Annotated in this window: 15 protein-coding genes and 2 pseudogenes; 11 read left to right on the top strand and 6 right to left on the bottom strand. The window is 57.8% G+C overall.

Annotated elements, in window-relative coordinates; genetic code table 11:
- Positions 1 to 6: 6 nt before the first annotated feature.
- From Pan97_RS07745 to Pan97_RS07705, 9 genes are all read left to right on the top strand, one after another.
- Positions 7 to 921 (top strand): bifunctional enoyl-CoA hydratase/phosphate acetyltransferase, encoded by a 915-nt coding sequence (locus tag Pan97_RS07745; protein WP_144971536.1) that lies wholly within the window; start codon positions 7 to 9, stop codon positions 919 to 921.
- On the top strand, positions 914 to 2,137 hold the full coding sequence (locus tag Pan97_RS07740; protein ID WP_144971535.1) for an acetate/propionate family kinase: 1,224 nt from the start codon (positions 914 to 916) through the stop codon (positions 2,135 to 2,137). Before Pan97_RS07745 ends, Pan97_RS07740 begins: the two co-directional genes overlap by 8 nt.
- Positions 2,134 to 3,435 carry a phosphopyruvate hydratase gene (gene eno, locus Pan97_RS07735; protein WP_144971534.1) on the top strand — a complete coding sequence of 434 codons (1,302 nt, stop codon included), beginning with the start codon at positions 2,134 to 2,136 and terminating at the stop codon, positions 3,433 to 3,435. Before Pan97_RS07740 ends, eno begins: the two co-directional genes overlap by 4 nt.
- Before the next feature lie 33 nt (positions 3,436 to 3,468).
- Positions 3,469 to 5,898: a phosphoenolpyruvate synthase gene (gene ppsA / locus Pan97_RS07730; RefSeq protein WP_144971533.1), complete on the top strand. Its 2,430-nt coding sequence runs from the start codon at positions 3,469 to 3,471 to the stop codon at positions 5,896 to 5,898.
- A 25-nt stretch (positions 5,899 to 5,923) separates the two neighbouring features.
- Positions 5,924 to 6,763, top strand: coding sequence for a polyphosphate kinase 2 family protein (locus Pan97_RS07725; RefSeq protein WP_144971532.1), 840 nt, complete (start codon positions 5,924 to 5,926; stop codon positions 6,761 to 6,763).
- Complete coding sequence (locus Pan97_RS07720) at positions 6,756 to 7,364, top strand: FmdE family protein (protein WP_144971531.1); 609 nt, start codon at positions 6,756 to 6,758, stop codon at positions 7,362 to 7,364. The genes Pan97_RS07725 and Pan97_RS07720 overlap by 8 nt, the downstream gene beginning before the upstream one ends.
- A gap of 34 nt (positions 7,365 to 7,398) precedes the next feature.
- Positions 7,399 to 8,184, top strand: a complete 786-nt coding sequence (locus Pan97_RS07715) for a sulfite exporter TauE/SafE family protein (RefSeq protein WP_144971530.1) — start codon at positions 7,399 to 7,401, stop codon at positions 8,182 to 8,184.
- Positions 8,185 to 8,395: 211 nt separating this feature from the next.
- Entirely contained in the window at positions 8,396 to 9,289 is an 894-nt protein-coding gene (locus Pan97_RS07710) for a cation diffusion facilitator family transporter (RefSeq protein WP_144971529.1), read from the top strand.
- A 20-nt stretch (positions 9,290 to 9,309) separates the two neighbouring features.
- Positions 9,310 to 10,011, top strand: a complete 702-nt coding sequence (locus Pan97_RS07705; RefSeq protein ID WP_144971528.1) for a VIT1/CCC1 transporter family protein — start codon at positions 9,310 to 9,312, stop codon at positions 10,009 to 10,011.
- A gap of 367 nt (positions 10,012 to 10,378) precedes the next feature.
- On the opposite strand, the gene Pan97_RS07695 is transcribed toward Pan97_RS07705, so the two are convergent.
- Positions 10,379 to 10,747 carry an ArsR/SmtB family transcription factor gene (locus Pan97_RS07695; RefSeq protein WP_144971527.1) on the bottom strand — a complete coding sequence of 123 codons (369 nt, stop codon included), beginning with the start codon at positions 10,745 to 10,747 and terminating at the stop codon, positions 10,379 to 10,381.
- Positions 10,748 to 10,851: 104 nt separating this feature from the next.
- Here Pan97_RS07695 and arsB point away from each other — a divergent pair, with 104 nt between their 5' ends.
- Complete coding sequence (arsB, locus tag Pan97_RS07690; RefSeq protein WP_144971526.1) at positions 10,852 to 11,997, top strand: ACR3 family arsenite efflux transporter; 1,146 nt, start codon at positions 10,852 to 10,854, stop codon at positions 11,995 to 11,997.
- A 62-nt stretch (positions 11,998 to 12,059) separates the two neighbouring features.
- Positions 12,060 to 12,270: pseudogene (locus tag Pan97_RS26780) on the top strand (arsenic resistance protein); the annotation flags it as partial.
- Positions 12,271 to 12,309: 39 nt separating this feature from the next.
- On the opposite strand, the pseudogene pgi reads toward Pan97_RS26780, so the two are convergent.
- From pgi to Pan97_RS07665, 5 genes and pseudogenes are all read right to left on the bottom strand, one after another.
- Positions 12,310 to 12,573, bottom strand: a pseudogene (gene pgi / locus Pan97_RS26775) (glucose-6-phosphate isomerase); the annotation flags it as partial.
- Between the two features lie 113 nt (positions 12,574 to 12,686).
- On the bottom strand, positions 12,687 to 13,886 hold the full coding sequence (locus Pan97_RS07680) for a phosphoglycerate kinase (protein ID WP_144971524.1): 1,200 nt from the start codon (positions 13,884 to 13,886) through the stop codon (positions 12,687 to 12,689).
- A gap of 54 nt (positions 13,887 to 13,940) precedes the next feature.
- Positions 13,941 to 14,945, bottom strand: coding sequence for a type I glyceraldehyde-3-phosphate dehydrogenase (gene gap, locus Pan97_RS07675; RefSeq protein WP_144971523.1), 1,005 nt, complete (start codon positions 14,943 to 14,945; stop codon positions 13,941 to 13,943).
- Positions 14,946 to 15,035: 90 nt separating this feature from the next.
- Positions 15,036 to 15,959: a beta/alpha barrel domain-containing protein gene (locus tag Pan97_RS07670; protein ID WP_144971522.1), complete on the bottom strand. Its 924-nt coding sequence runs from the start codon at positions 15,957 to 15,959 to the stop codon at positions 15,036 to 15,038.
- A 36-nt stretch (positions 15,960 to 15,995) separates the two neighbouring features.
- Positions 15,996 to 16,946 (bottom strand): 1-phosphofructokinase family hexose kinase, encoded by a 951-nt coding sequence (locus Pan97_RS07665; protein WP_144971521.1) that lies wholly within the window; start codon positions 16,944 to 16,946, stop codon positions 15,996 to 15,998.

The following is a 16,946-nucleotide window of genomic DNA, read 5'->3' as shown; positions in this document are numbered from 1 at the left end:
CAGATAATGAGCGACAAACTCCAAAAGCTGATTGAGCGAACAACGCAGTTTCCGCCGTTGACGATGGCGGTGGTGGATGTGGGCGAGCGGCATGTCATGGAGGGGGTGGCTCAAGCGCTGGAGCGGGGATTGATCGATCCGGTGTTCGTTGGCGTTCGGCAACGGATCGAACAGACCGCCGAGCAGGCGGGTGTACGGCTGGATGGGCATCGCATCGTCGAAGCGATCCATGAAGAAGATGCGGCGCGGCAGGGAGCGGAACTGGCCGCTGCAGGCGAGGTCACCGGTCTGATGAAGGGCTGGCTGCACACGGACGTGCTAATGCACCCGGTACTGGCTCGGCTCCGCACCGAGCGTCGGCTGAGCCACGTGTTTGTCGTTGAATTGGCGTCGTATCACAAGCTGTTGTTCGTAACCGACGCGGCCATCAACATCGCGCCCGATTTGATCCAAAAGTTGGCGATCGTACAAAATGCCGTGGACCTGGCCCGTGTTTTAGGGATCGAGACACCGAAGGTCGCTGCCTTGTCCGCGGTCGAAGTGGTCAAGCCGGAAATCGGCTCAACCATCGACGCGGCATGTCTCAGCAAAATGGCCCAGCGGCAGCAGATCCGTCATGCGCTGGTCGATGGCCCGCTGGCATTCGACAATGCGATTTCGCTGGAGGCCGCCCAGACCAAGGAGATCGACAGCGACGTGGCAGGCGACGTCGACATTCTGCTCGCGCCCGACCTGAACTCCGGCAACATTCTGGCCAAGGATCTGGAGTACTTGACCGGTGGCGTGATGGCCGGTGTCGTGATAGGAGCCAAAGTGCCGATCGTCTTGCCATCCCGATCCGATCCGCCCGCCGCAAGGTTGGCGTCGGTGGCGATTGCGTCGATCATGCACCAGTGTTGGACGGAGGTCGGCGATGAATGATCAAACGATCGCGGCGCAGCGAACCGTGCTTTGCGTCAACGCGGGTTCCTCGTCGTTGAAGCTGGCACAGTACGCACTGGGAGACGGAGAGGAACGATCGCTGATTGACGGCACGGTCGAAGAAATCTCCGCCGCCCAAGGGCGATTGCGGTTACACGCTGCGGACCGGCCGGAACAAGTCGAGTTGGGGCAATTCCCGAACCATGAACTGGCTCTCGATGTTCTGTTAAAACGATTTGCCGAACACAATATGCCGCAACCCGATGCCGCCGGCCATCGCGTGGTTCACGGTGGCTCCGACTATCAAGGCCCGGTGCTGATCACCCCCACGGTGTTGGAGCGGATTCGCAAGCTGACTCACTTGGCGCCCTTGCACCTGCCCGCCAACCTCGCGGGCATCAACGCCCTGTCGGCTCGTCTGCCAAACTTGCCGCAGGTCGCCTGTTTCGATACGGCCTTCCACAGCCGGATGCCTGATGTTGCCAAGCAATTGCCGCTGCCCGATACATTTTGGGACCAGGGGCTGCGTCGCTACGGCTTTCACGGACTTTCCTACGAATATGTGCTTGGCGAGTTAACCGACGGGGAGATCGGGCGGACAATCATTGCACACCTCGGCAATGGCGCCAGTTTGGCCGCAATCCGCGATGGCATGCCGCTCGATACCACGATGGGCTTTACGCCGACCGGCGGAGTGATGATGGGTTCGCGCAGCGGCGACCTCGATCCCGGCGTGCTGGTTTATCTGATGCGCGAGTACGGGTACGACGCCGACGCCATCGAACGCCTGGTCAATCACGAAGCCGGATTGCAGGGTGTTTCGGGCGTGACTTCGAACATGGAAATTCTCCTCGACTCGGCACAAGACTTGCGGTGTAGGGAGGCCGTTGAATTATTTGTTTACCAGATTCACAAGGCCATTGGAGGATTGGCGGCTGTCTTGAGCGGGCTCGACACACTGGTCTTTACCGGCGGCATCGGCGAGCATGCTGCGCCCGTGCGAGCCATGATCTGTGAAGGATTGAAACATCTTGGCGTGCGTTTCGACCCGGCATGCAATCGACGACACGAGCATTGTATTTCGGTAGCCAATGCCGAGTGCCGTGTATTGGTGGTCCCGACAAACGAGCATCTGATGATCGCCCGTCACACCAAGTCCGTGCTGGAACAAGCGGCGCAAGAAAATCGGACTCAACCGAAAGCGGAAAAGATATGAGCAGTACCATCAGCACGTTACTCGCCCGCGAGATTCTCGACTCGCGCGGCAATCCGACGGTAGAAGTGGAATGCCAGCTCGCTGGTGGCGCGTGGGCCAGGGCGGCCGTCCCGTCAGGCGCATCGACCGGCAGTCGAGAAGCGATCGAGCTACGCGACGCCGACTCGCAGCGGTATCGTGGGAAAGGCGTTTTGCGCGCGGTCGCCGGTGTTAACGATTCGATTGCACCGGCCGTCATTGGGATGAACGCCGCCGATCAGGCAGCGATCGACCAACGGATGATCGAGTTGGACGGGACCGAGAATAAGTCTCGATTGGGAGCGAATGCGATCCTCGGCGTTTCTCTGGTGGTGGCCCGCGCTGCCGCCGTGGCGAAAAACGAGCCGCTCTATCGGTCCCTGGGTGGCGATTCGACCATGCGCTTGCCAGTCCCCCATATGAACATTCTGAACGGCGGCGTGCATGCTCATTGGCAAGGCGCGGACTTTCAGGAATTCATGATCGCTCCCTACGGCGCCGCAAGTTTTCGGCAGGCGCTCGAGTGGGGAAGCGAGGTCTACCATTGCCTGCTCGACTTGTTGGAAGAAAAGGGCATGTCGGTGGGAGTCGGTGATGAAGGCGGATTCGCGCCACACGTAACATCCAACGAAGAACCGTTCGAGCTGATTGTCGAGGCGATCTCGCGAGCTGGCCTGCAACCGGGCAAGGATATGGGAATCGCTTGTGATCCGGCGTCCAGCGAGTTCTTCGAGAACGGCTGTTATCACTTGCGTCGCGAAGAGCGCCACCTGGAACCGGAAGAGATGGTGGCCTATTACGAAAAACTGACCACGGCGTATCCACTTGTGTTGCTCGAAGACGGCATGGGACAGGACGACTGGCCGGGTTGGAAACAACTCAATGCCGCCCTGGGCGAGCGTATCGAACTGGTCGGCGACGATGTCTTCTGCACCAACCCGAAGCTGATTGCGCGCGGCATTGAAGAGCAAATCGCCAATGCCGTGCTGATCAAGCTCAATCAGATCGGCACCGTCACCGAGACGATCTCCGCGGTGCGCTTGGCCCAGGATCACGGCTGGGGGACATTCGTATCTCATCGCAGTGGCGAAACGGTGGACAGCTTTATCGCCGACTTGACCGTGGCGATGAATGCCGGCCACCTGAAATCCGGCGCGCCGGCGCGCGGTGAACGGGTGGAAAAATATAACCAGTTGTTACGCATCGAAGAGCAACTGGGCGATGCCGCCCACTACGCGGGTTGCGAAGCTTATGTGCGTCGGCCGACGTTCGACCAATAACAAACTACGAGACGGATTTAAGGAGACGGAAAGATGAGCGACAGCCAACAATACATTCGTTTTTTCAAGGACTTGACGATCGATGATGTGCCGTTGGTGGGCGGTAAGAACGCGTCACTGGGTGAGATGTATCGCGAATTGACGCCGCAGGGCGTGAAAGTGCCCAACGGGTTCGCCATTACGGCCGAAGCCTATCGCTACGTGTTGACCGAGGCCGGTGCGTGGGATGCACTGCACGACGCGCTGGATGATCTCGATCCGGACGACGTTACGGACCTGGCCCGCCGCGGAGCCCGCGCGCGTTCGATCATCTACGCCGCACAGCTGCCGGACGATCTGCGGGACGAGATGCTCGCTGCCTACCGCACGCTTCGTGGCGAATACGGCGAGGACATGAGCCTGGCCATTCGCAGCTCGGCGACCGCGGAAGATTTGCCCACTGCCAGCTTTGCCGGCCAACAGGACACGTATCTAAACATCAAAGGCGAAGCCGAATACCTGGACGCCTGCAAGCGCTGTTTCGCCAGCTTGTTCACCGACCGCGCGATCCACTACCGCATCGATCAGGGCTTCGACCATTTCAAAGTGGCCCTCTCGGTCGGCGTGATGAAGATGATCCGGTCGGACCTGTCCGCCTCGGGCGTCATGTTCTCGTTGGACACAGAAACCGGCTTTCGCGACGTCGCATTCATTACGGGCGCCTACGGATTGGGAGAAAACGTCGTACAAGGTGCCGTCGATCCGGACGAATTCTACGTACACAAGCCGACGTTCGAACAAGGCCATCGCACTGTGCTGCGACGCACGCTCGGCCGCAAAAAGATCAAAATGATCTACGCCAAAGGTCGTACTCGCGAACCGACGCGCAACGTGCCGACGTCGGCCGAGGAACGAGCACGGTTCTGCATCAGCGACGACGAGGTGCTGAAGTTGGCCGAGTACGCAATCAAGGTCGAGCAGCATTACAGCCAACAGGCGGGTTACCACAAGCCCATGGACATGGAATGGGCCAGGGACGGTCTGGACGGCCAACTGTACATGGTGCAGGCTCGGCCCGAAACGGTCGCTTCGCAAAAGAAAGGCACCGTACTCCAGGAGTATGAATTGACCGGCAAGCCCGACAGCACGCTGGCCGAAGGCCGGGCCGTCCGCGCCAAGATCGCCACCGGCCAGGCACGCGTGATTGCCGGCGTCGCACATCTGGCGGATTTCCAGGAAGGCGAAGTGCTGGTTGCGGACACGACGACGCCTGACTGGGAACCGGTGATGAAAACCGCGGCAGCCATCGTTACGAATCGCGGCGGTCGAACTTGCCACGCGGCGATCATCTCGCGCGAGTTGGGCATTGCCGCCGTGGTCGGTGCCGGCGACGCAACAGTCCAGATACATACCGGTGATACGGTCACGGTGTCCTGTGCCGAGGGCGATGTCGGCCGTGTCTATGCTGGCGAGGTGTCCTTTGAGGTGATTGAAACCGAGCTGGCCGGCATGCAGCGCCCGGCGACCGAAATCATGATCAACCTGGGCAACCCGGAGCTCGCCTTCAAAACCAGGTTCCTGCCCAACGACGGTGTGGGTCTTGCCCGGATGGAGTTCATTATCAACGAATTCATCAAGGCCCATCCCATGGCGCTGCTGCACCCCGAGCGTATCGAAGAGGCGGGTGAGCGAGCGGAGATCGAACACCTGACTCGCTACTACGACAGTCCAGCTGAATTCTTCATTCAAAGACTTTCTGAAGGAGTCGGCACCATTGCCGCGGCTTTCTATCCCAAGCCGGTCGTGGTGCGGATGTCTGACTTCAAAACGAATGAATACGCCTCGTTGCTCGGCGGCCGCTGGTTTGAAGCCGAAGAGGACAATCCGATGTTGGGCTTTCGCGGCGCGTCGCGCTATGCACATCCGGCCTACGCCGAGGGTTTTGCCCTGGAATGCGCCGCCATGCAGCGCGTGCGTGACGAGATGGGCCTGACCAACGTGAAGCTTATGATCCCCTTCTGTCGTCGTGTAAACGAAGGCGAAAAAGTGCTGGCCACAATGGCGGCGCACGGCTTAGTGCGCGGTGAGAATGGCCTGGAAATCTACGTGATGTGCGAAATTCCCAACAACGTTATTCAGATCGATGCCTTTGCCCAACTGTTCGACGGGTTCTCCATTGGCTCCAACGATCTGACCCAATTGACGTTGGGGGTCGACCGCGATTCGGAAATCGTTGCTTTCGATTTCGACGAGCGAGACGCGGGCGTCAAAGAAATGATCCGCCTGGCGGTGGAAGGCTGCCGCCGCAATGAACGCCACAGCGGCCTGTGTGGCCAGGCACCGTCCGATTACCCCGAGATGGCCGAGTTCCTGGTCGAGCTTGGCGTCGACTCGATGAGTCTCAACCCGGACACGGTGCTGAAGACGACACAGTACGTCCTGGAAGTTGAACGGCGTCTCGGCCGTGGGCCGCGTTCCGATTGAGTCAGCAAGTAAAGAAAAGAACCAGATGAAACACTTTCGCGTGAAGCCCGGCGAGCGAATGCGGCTGGACGATATCGATCCGCACTACAAGGCTGCCAGGGACAAGGAGGCGGCGGCTGATGAGATAAGCCACTACGCTGAGCGTCTGCGTGAATTGCAGTATCTCTTGTACGCCGAACACCGCCGGTCATTGCTGATTTGCCTGCAGGCGCTGGATGCCGGTGGCAAAGATGGCACGATTCGCCATGTATTGGGTTACATGAATCCGCAGAGTTGCCGCGTTCAGGCTTTCAAGGCACCGACGCCTGAAGAGGCAGAACACGATTTCCTCTGGAGAATCTACAAGGTCGTTCCCAGGGTTGGCGAGGTTGTGATCTTCAACCGTTCGCACTACGAGGATGTGTTGATTGCTCGCGTTCAGGAACTGGTGCCGAAGAGCGTTTGGTCGGAGCGGTATGACGTCATCAACGCTTTCGAGAAACACTTGTCCGATAGTGGCACCCATATTCTCAAGTTCTTCCTGCATATCAGTCCCGAGGAACAACTACGCAGGTTCAAGAAGCGATTGGACGATCCGACACGACAATGGAAGATCAGCGAGGCGGATTACGCAGAACGTCCTTACTGGGACGACTATACAAAAGCATTCGAGGACGCGCTAAGCCGATGCAGCACCGATCACGCGCCGTGGTTCGTTGTGCCGGCCAATCACAAATGGTCACGCAACCTGATTGTGTCTCGGATCGTGGTCAAATACCTCGAGTCCTTGGACATGCAGTTTCCCAAGCCCACGGTTGATTTGACCGACATCGCCGCGAAATATCACGCGGCAGTCACCTCCTCAAAGGAGAAAGACAATGACTGATCCAACAGGACTCCTCGAATGGGGAATTCAATTTCATGGTCACAAATGTCCCGCCATGCCACTTGGTATTCGCGCTGGCTTGGAAGCCTGCGCAAATTTGAACGTGCCGCGATCGCGAAACAAGAAACTGCATGTGATCGCTGAGACCGGCAAAGGTCATGCCGCTGGATGCTGTCTCGACGGCGTGATGATTGCGACTGGTTGCACCTACGGGAAATCGAACATTGAGAAGCTCTACTACAACAAGATGGCCTTCACGCTGATCGATGTTGCGTCGGGACACCGTGTGAGACTCGCATTGAAGCCGGATTTCTTCGAGAACGCTTTGCAATCTCGGTTCGTCCAACAACGCAAGGCCGGCGTGCCGCCACAAGACATTCCCGCTGAAGTGGTCGACCTGCTGATCGAGCGAATCATGGGACTGGATGCCTCGGAATTTCTGGCGGTCGAATCACTTCCAGACGAAGTGCCGCCCGTGCGCAAGGGGCTGTTCGACACCGCGCGATGCGCGCGGTGTGGCGAAGTCGTTTTCGTGGACAAGCTCCGTGTCCTGGCAGACAAGCGACTGGCTTGTGTGCCTTGCTCAGGCTACGACTCGTAGCCTGCTGTAATCGCGCTTACGAAAAGGCTTGGCTATGTTCGCCGTCCTGGCAATCTTGTTCTTTGCAGTGGCCGTTGTGTTTTCGATGCTGGGTCAAGGCGGCGGTGTGCTCTACACGCCTGTGCAGGTCTGGTCCGGAATCGACTTCCATACGGCAGCGGCGAACAGCCTCTTTCTAATCATGACGATGTCTTTGTCGTCGTCGATTGTGTTCCGCAAAGCAAAACGGATCGACTGGCCGTTGGCCATTGTCTTGGAAATCGCGACAACGCTCGGAGGATTCATCGGGGGATTCTCTTCGTCTTACTTCTCGGGTTCGCTGTTGTCCGTGCTGTTCAGTGGATTTGTGGCAGTGGCCGGCTTTTTCATGGTCAAGTCGTTTCGAGCGCTTGGCCCGGCTCGCACCGAAGCGTTCGGCGTTTGGCAGCGAACGGTGGGAGACCAATCCTATGCTGTCAACATGCCGGTCGCGTTACCAGTATCTTTCGCTGCGGGACTGGTCAGCGGTATGGTTGGAGTCGGTGGCGGAATACTGAAAGTTCCCATGATGGTGTTGCTGTTCGGCGTGCCCATGGAAATTGCGGTTGGCTCGAGCGCGTTCATGGTCGGCATGACCGCCACCGGAGGATTTGCCGGACACATGATCAACGGGCACTGGAATTGGAAGTTATCGCTCTTCCTCGCAATTGCTGTGTTTATCGGGGGCCAGATTGGGAGTCGGATTTCCGTCAAAACCGACAAAGAGAAACTGAAACGATACTTTGGGTGGTTCTTGCTCGCGATCGCCGTACTCATGTTGGTGAAGGCTTTCCTCAAATAGGAGGGAATTTTTGGCGCTGCTTCACGACATCGAGTCCGTTCAGCGAAAACACTGAGCGATAGTGGGTAAACCACTGGACTCGGGACACCCGAACAACACACGGAGCGGAGGCAAACGATGAAGGTTGGAATTGTTGGTAGCGGACTGGTTGGATCGACGGCGGCGTACGCGATGGTGCGTTCCGGCACGATACGGCGGAAAGTCTGAGACCATGGCACATGATCACATCCATGCAACCCCGGCCGACCTTGGCCCCGCCTTTCGCTGGGCTGTCGGACTTAATACCGCCTATGTGCTGGTCGAGGCGACGGCGGGGTTCCTGACCGGCTCACTGGCGCTGATCGCCGATGCGGCGCATAACCTGACCGATGTCGCCGGCCTGCTGACCGCTTGGGGCGCGGCCGTGCTTGCCAAGCGCGCAGGCACCGTCGCTTATACCTTCGGCTATGGCCGCGCCACGATCCTGGCCGCGATGCTGAACGCCGTCGCCATTCTGATCGGCGTCGTCCTGGTGATCTGGGAGGCCGCGCACCGCTTTCAGGCCGTGGTCGAGGTGCCGGGGCTGACGATCCTGCTGGTGGCGATGGTCGGTATCGGGGTGAATACCGGATCTGCCTTGTTGTTCATCAAGTCGCAAAAGGAGGATCTGAACGCCAAGGGCGCCTATCTGCACATGGCCGCCGATGCGGCGGTGTCGGGGGCGGTGGTGCTGGCCGCGGCGGGGATCATGCTGACCGGCTGGCAATGGCTCGACCCGGCCGTCGCCATCGCGGTCAGCGTCCTCATCGCCTGGACGGCGTGGGGGCTGCTCCGTGACTCGCTGCGGCTGGAACTGGACGGGGTGCCCGAAGCAATCGACCGACAAGCCGTGGCCGACTGGCTGGGCGGGCAAGAGGGCGTGAGCAACGTGCACGACCTGCATATCTGGGCGCTTTCCACCACCCGCACCGCGATGGCCGTGCATCTGGTCTGGGACGGGGCCGATCCTGACGGTTTCCTCGATCATGTTGCTGATGAGCTGGAGCACGGCTTCGGAATCGCACACGCCACCGTGCAATTGGAGCAGGTTGCCTGCGAGCGGGCCGGCAGCTGCCTTGTAACATAACACGGGAAAGGACCGTTTCCATGACCACTGTAGCGTCGACTAATGAAAACCATTTCGTCTCGCGCGTCGGCTGGCTGAGAGCTGCGGTGCTCGGCGCCAATGACGGCATCGTCTCGACTGCCAGCCTGATCGTCGGCGTTGCGGCAGCGGCGACTTCGGGGTCCGAGGTTCTGGTCGCGGGAGTCGCCGGGCTGGTCGCAGGGGCCATGTCGATGGCTGCGGGCGAATATGTTTCGGTCAGTTCGCAGGCCGATACGGAAAACGCCGACCTCGAACGCGAGCGTGCCGAGCAGGTCGACCAGCCGGACTTCGAGCTGGACGAGCTTGCGAAAATCTACGTCAATCGCGGAGTCGAACCCGACCTTGCCCGGCGGGTTGCCGGCCAGATGATGGCCAAGGACGCGCTCGGCACCCATCTGCGCGACGAGTTGGGGATTTCCGAGGTTACGACGGCGCGCCCCATCCAGGCCGCGCTGACCTCGGCGGCCACCTTTTCGGTCGGGGCGGCGATGCCGCTGGCGATGGTACTGGTCTCGCCCGCCGATCTGTTGCCTTGGACGGTCTCCATCGCCTCGCTGCTGTTTCTCGCACTGCTGGGCGCGGTCGGGGCCTATGCCGGCGGAGCCCCCATCTGGCGTGCAACGCTGCGCGTGACATTCTGGGGCACACTCGCCATGGCGCTAACTGCCGGGATCGGAGCACTGGTCGGCACGGCTGTCTGAGAGGATGGCCGTTGCTTCATCGAACTGCCCGGAGACCTGCTGGCGAAGGATCTCCGGTGAATCCCAAATCGCCGCCAGGCAATTGAAGGAAAGCTGCAATGGAAAATGCAACCTAACTGCCCCGCTTGAACGAACCGGCTCCCGATTTCGAGACAAAGACCACCCACGGGATGCGCAAGTTGTCAGATTACAAAGGAAATAGCTGATCCTGATTTCACATCCGGCGGATTTCATGCCGGTCTGCACTACCGAGTTCATGGCCTTCGCCAAGCTGAGCGATAGTGGGTAAACCACTTTCCTGGGACCCTAGTCAGCGACCGCGCTCAGCTTGAATGCAATCTCGTTTGTCTCTGGGGTCGTGGTGGCTTCACATTCTCTTCTGTTTGCGGCCTCTTGAGCGTGCCGAACCACGGCAATCCGACTTCGAGTAGTCCGGTGGGCACAGTTCTGGGTGGCCTTGGCAGCAGTCCTCCGTCAAATACGCCAGCAATGACCGCATGCCTTTGAAGTCCAGTGTGTAGATGAGCGAGCGACCCTCTCGCCTTTGTTCAATCAGGCCGGCGCGTGTCAGTTCCTTCAGGTGAAAGGACATCGTAGCCGGGGGCACATCAAGTTGTTCAGCAATCTGACCGGCCGCCAAACCTTCTTCCCCGCAACGAACCAGCAGTCGGAACACCTCCAGACGGGATTCCTGCGCTAATGCGGACAGAGCTTGCACTGCTTCTTTTGATTTCATATTATTAAAAATATCGAAACGTTTTGTGCTGACAACCCCAAATTTCGAAGTCCAACACTTTCGAGCGAGAACGACAAAAACCACCTACTTTGATGGAAGCAGAGATGGAAAACGCAGGACTCAAAAGACTATCGTTCGTTGATCGCTTTCTCACGCTATGGATCTTTCTGGCAATGGCGGTTGGCGTCGCGGCAGGCTACCTCATTCCGGGCGTTGAATCGTTCATCAACCGGTTTCAGGTTGGCACGACGAACATTCCGATCGCCATCGGATTGATCCTGATGATGTACCCGCCGTTGGCAAAGGTGAAGTACGAAGAATTGGGTGATGTGTTTCGTAACACGAAGATCCTTGGAATATCGCTGGTTCAAAACTGGGTGATTGGCCCCGCGCTGATGTTTTTGTTGGCGATCGTGTTTCTGCGTGGATATCCGGATTACATGGTCGGACTGATCATGATTGGACTCGCTCGCTGCATTGCGATGGTCATTGTCTGGAACGAACTTGCCAAGGGAGACAGTGAGTACGCGGCAGGCCTGGTGGCGTTGAATTCCATTTTTCAAGTGCTGTTCTATTCGGTCTATGCGTGGTTCTTCATCACGTACCTGCCGCCATTGATCGGCCTGCAAGGTGCGATTGTTGAAGTCTCCATGTTGGAAATCGCCAAAAGCGTGCTCATCTACTTGGGCATACCGTTCTTCGGCGGAATGATAACGCGACTGGTTCTGTTGCGGGCAAAGGGTCGGGATTGGTACGAGCAGAAGTTCATTCCCCGGATCTCGCCACTGACGTTGATCGCTTTGCTCTTCACGATTGTCGTCATGTTCTCCCTGAAGGGCGAGTACATCGTGCAGTTGCCGATGGATGTCGTCCGAATCGCTATTCCTTTGTGCATCTATTTCGTGGTCATGTTTCTGGTGTCGTTTTGGATGGGCAAGGTCGCGGGGGCGGATTATCCCAAAACGACTACGATCGCTTTTACGGCGGCCAGCAACAACTTCGAACTCGCCATCGCTGTCGCGGTAGCAGTATTCGGCATCAATTCAGGTGCAGCGTTTGCCGCAGTCGTGGGGCCACTGGTTGAAGTCCCCGTACTAATTGCTCTGGTCAATGTGGCCTTACGGTTTCAGCGGAAGTACTTTGCAAATACTGACCTGGAACATGCAGACCGTGGTATCGACGTGGACCACGGCCCACGAGTCAATCCAGTGGGGAAAGCAACACAGAACCAGGGGCACGAGCGCGACTGATGTAGATCGAAGCCCAATATCCCGGTGACTGCACGTTTGCCTGACCGACAGAATTAACGGCGGTCGCCAAGAACGGCGAGACATGGTTCAAAGACAAGTTTCTGCATTTCCTCACGCCGGTCACAATTAGGCACTTTTGCGACGCTTGTTCTGTTGTTTTCGTTCAAGGGTGAGACTATTATCCAGAATCCACTCACGATTCTCTGGATCGCCATTCCTTTGTTTATTCAGACAGTGATGATCTTTGCTCTGGGCTATGGACTGGCCGAAGCCACGCATCTTTTCCAGAACTCGGTGGACCTCAGGCATGACGTCCTGGCCATCCACGCGAATGGGTCGGTTGGACCGGTTGCGCAGGGCCACGTGCAATGCGGCTCGCTGCTCCGTTGTATTGATTTTCTCGCCGGCGAACATCGCTCTGATGCTCTCGGCCAGGCCCGCTTGATGGGCGAGATCGACGAGTAGAGCAAGGGATTTTTCCGTGATGCGATTCTTGGAAAAATCGAAAAGGATATCGCCAAGACGCAACGAAAATCGATCGAAACGGTCCGCGTCTTGAGCAAATAGGTCCCGCATGTGCAAGTCGCCGATCTCGCCATGATGCTGAGACAGCGCTTGCCAGACCGGCGATTCAGTGAGTTTAGACAAGATTCTCGTCTCCGTTCGTACGTGATACCGTTAAACTGCCGTCAGCCTGAAGATCGGTTATCCCAATTATCCAACGCGTCGAACGCAGGTAACTTGTTTCCCTCAAGAAACCGAAGAAAGGAGCCACCGCCAGTGGAAACAAAACTGAAGTCAGCGGCGAGATCTAGCATGTGGATCAAAGCGCCCGTCTCACCGCCACCAACAATCGTTACCGCATCGCTCAGACTCGCTACGCTTTTCGCAATTGACTGGGAGCCGTTCGCAAACGCCCGATTCTCGAACACGCCCAACGGCCCGTTCCACATGACGGTCCTTGCCGGCTTGAGAACCTGCTCGAACCGTGTCAAAGATTTGGGCCCAACATCGAGAACCATTAAGTCGTCTGGAATGTTCCCTGTGTTACATGTGCCCGCCGCTGTTTGGCAGTCGGGGCTTTCTCCCAGCACAAAATCAACAGGCAAGTGCAGCGCGACACCTTTTGAGTCGGCCTTTTCAAGAATGCTCCTGGCATCTTCTGCGAGGTCTTTTTCCACCCGGGATTTCCCAACCGCGAAACCCTGCGCAAACAGAAAAGTGTTTGCCATTGCACCTCCGATAATCAACGCGTCAGCCTTGTCCAGCAGATGGTTCAAGACACCCAATTTCGTTGACACCTTGGCTCCGCCGGAGATAGCGACATACGGTCGTTCTGGATTCTCCAGGGCGTCACCCAGGTACTGTCGTTCCTTCTTTACCAGGAACCCGGCACAACAAACGTTGGCGTAACTCGTCACCCCGACAACGGATGCGTGGGTTCGGTGCGCGACGGCAAAGGCGTCATTTACATAAACGTCGGCCAGTTCGGCTAGATGTTGACTAAACGCGGGGTCGTTCTGCTCCTCTTCTGCGTGAAAGCGGAGGTTTTCAAGCATTAACAATTGGCCCGGCTGGATCGCAGCGGCTTGAGCGGCCACTTCCGGGCCAATGCAATCAGAAGCCATTCGCACCTGTGTCTGCAGAATCTCTGACAAGCTCTTCGCGGCCGGTGCCAGCGAAAGTTCCGCCACTCGCGTACCTTTGGGTCTCCCCAGGTGCGAGCAAATGATGACGGCTGCCTCGTGCGCAATCGCATAGTGCAACGTTGGAACGCTTGCCCGGATTCGGTTGTCATCCTGGATCACGCTATCTTTGAGCGGCACATTGTAGTCCACGCGAATCAGGAGCTTCTTTCCTTTGAGATCGATCTGATCCAAAAACTTCATGCTCGGCTCCAGCAATGAATCGACATGCCTGTACGGCGAAACCACAGCACCTGCTTACAGCGACAATCGCTCGACAATATCGAGCAAGCGGCGCGAGTAACCGTATTCGTTGTCATACCAAACCTGTACCTTGACCATGCTGCCCTGTACGACGATGGTGGAAAGACCATGGACGATGCCGGAGCGAGGATCACCGATGATATCGGCGGAAACCAATTCCTCCTCGGTGTAACCCAGGATGCCACGTAACGGCTCTTCCGTGGCAGCTTTGGCGAAGGAGGCGTTTACTTCTTTCTCGGTGACGGACTGCTTGAGGTCTACGCAAATATCGGTCAGCGCGCCGTCCGGAATGGGGACACGCACGGCCAATGCACGAATCCGGCCGTCGAGTTCCGGCAGAACCAGCGCAGTTGCCACGTCGGACCCGGTCGTGGTGGGGATGAGCGAGGTCGCGGCGGTTCGTCCACGAATTTTCTTCTTGGCCGCTCGGTCAACCAGAGCCTGGGTGGCGGTATAAGCATGGATGGTCGTGACAAGGGCCCGCTCAATTCCAAAGTTATCGATGAGCACCTTGAGTGGCGGCACGAGGGAGTTGGTGGTACAAGAGCCAGCGGAGATGACTTGTTGTTGTGCCGGATCGAAACCCTGATCGTTGACCCCAAGAATTAACGTAAAATCGGCATCTTTGGCAGGCGCGCTGATCAGCACGCGCCGCGCTCCGGCAGAAATGTGTTTAACGGCCAGGTCCCGTTTGGTGAACAAGCCAGTACTCTCAATCACTACGTCCACCCCCAGCTCCTTCCAGGGAAGCTGCGCCGGGTCCCGTTCAGCGGAAACTTTGATCAGGTGCTCTCCCAACCGCAGAGAATCCGGTGTGGATTCCACTGGGTAGGGTGCGCGCCCATGCACGGAATCGTACTTGATCAGGTAAGCCAGATTGTCGGAAGGCACAAGGTCATTAGCCGCGACGAATTCCACGTCTTTGGGTTGCACCTCCATGAAATGTCGCAACACCATTCGCCCAATACGTCCTAATCCGTTGATGGCTACTCTTTTCATAACTGTGCTCCTATGTGCCGGTGCTGGGATGTTTGCCCAGTACACAATATTGCTGCCACTCACCCTGCGGGATCCGCCGGACGAGATACGTCAACCTTTGTTCTCACGATAAATCGCCAGCGCTTGTTCGATACTTTTGTTCTCGACGGAAACGGCATAGATGGCGTTGCAGAAACGGACAGCCTCGTCCAGGGGAAGTTGGTGGATGTTGCGTCCGGTTGCATTTCCGATGGCGCCTCTGATGTGGATTTGGTCGTGCAGGCGCGCCAGAAACTTTTTGGCTTTGGTCCCCTTGCCGCCGGCACAGATTACTTTGGTCCGTCCCGCCGCCAGGACCGCTTCTTTGAAACGCTCTGCCGGTTTACCATCCTCCACGTGTGGGTAATTTACTTTGACAAAATCCGTGCCCAAACTGCCAGCCAACCCAGTAATGCCGGCGATCAAATGCGGGTCCAACTCATTCTTGACCGCTTTCCCGCGAGGGTACGCCCACAGGATCGTGACGAGTCCCATTTGATGCGCCTCGAAGATCAGCCGCGTCGCCTCGGTCAGCATTTCGTGCTCGAATTGGCTGCCGGGATAGATCGTGAAGCCGACTCCAACAATCTTGAGACCTGACTCATTTCGAATGCGAGCCAGTTGTTCCAATGTGTGCCATTGGCGGCTGGCAGGATCGCGTTGATCGGTTTTCATGAGATTGGTCTTGCCGTTCAGCTTGACCAGATAAGGGATGCTGGAATAGTCGGCACCGTAGCGTGCGATCAGCCCCAGGTGCGTTGCAAACGCGCCGATGCGAGCTTTGGCGGCGACCTGGAACAGATGCTCCGGGTCGGCGTCTTCGGGCGAGATGTCCGGCCCAACGAAGTCGTCGTTCAGATGCTCGACCTTTTGATCGCCTGCCATCAGCATCACGCGTCCGACGTCGCTGGTCAATGTGCGGTAGTTATCTACGTAGGTCTCTCGCGCCGAGGGCGCGACATCCAGCGGTATATTCACTTCTAGTTCGTTTTTCATCAAATCTTCCTTACGACTTGGCCCATGATTAGGTGGCTAAGAATTTAGCGGTGTCAATTCTACCTCGGGCTCCAGTCGCTCGACGTCATCCCGAGTGAACAGGCTCGTGCCCGGGTGTTTCGCCGTGCCGCTGCCGCAGGCGATGCCTAAACGTAGCGCGGCGGCGGTGTCGTGCCCCTGCGCGAATGCGGCCACCAGCCCGACGACCAGCGAATCCCCGGCTCCGACCGTCGAGCGAATTTGGACTTGCGGCGCAGTCGCATGATATGCATTTTCCGGGCCCACTAGGACGGCCCCTTCGCCGCCCAACGAAACGCAGACATATGTCACACCCTTGCGCTGCAATTTGCGAGCTTCCTCAACCACGGCTTCGAGCTTCGGCAGTGGGCGGCCACAATGTCGTTCCAACTCATGCCGATTCGGTTTGATCAGGTAAGGACCATGTTCGATCGCACTGGCAAGCATCGGCCCCTTCGTGTCCACAATCGCTTGAGTACCCTGTTGGCGCAGCCTTTCGACGAGATCGCCGTACACGGTTTCCGGCACTCCGGCCGGGAGCGATCCAGTCAGAACGCCAAACCCTGCCTGGTTGGCGGCCAAGAACCTGTCGGTTACTTCGTCAAGGACCTCTGCCGATACGGTCGGGCCGATGCCATCGACCTCGTATTGAGCACGCGGATTAGTTTCCAGAATCGTGCAGTTGATTCGAGTTTCACCAGGCATCCGCGCTGCAACGAGGTTGTCCAGTTGGTCTCCGACGAGCTGTGCGACCAGCTCGCCAATCTCGCCAGCCAGAATACAGCAGTTGGTTGCCGGCGCGCCCAGTTGCTTCAGTGCCCTGCCGACGTTAATCCCGTTGCCACCAGGATCGAACCGGGTGTGGTCGGCCCGCACCTTCTCATCACGCACCAAACCGGGAAACTCGTAACTCACGTCCAAACATGGATTAAGCGTGAGCGTGGCAATCGATGCAACTGGTGGGAACAT

Origin of the sequence: Bremerella volcania, from assembly GCF_007748115.1 — a bacterium.
Taxonomy (GTDB): domain Bacteria; phylum Planctomycetota; class Planctomycetia; order Pirellulales; family Pirellulaceae; genus Bremerella; species Bremerella volcania.
This window is presented reverse-complemented; position numbering and strand designations above follow the sequence as displayed.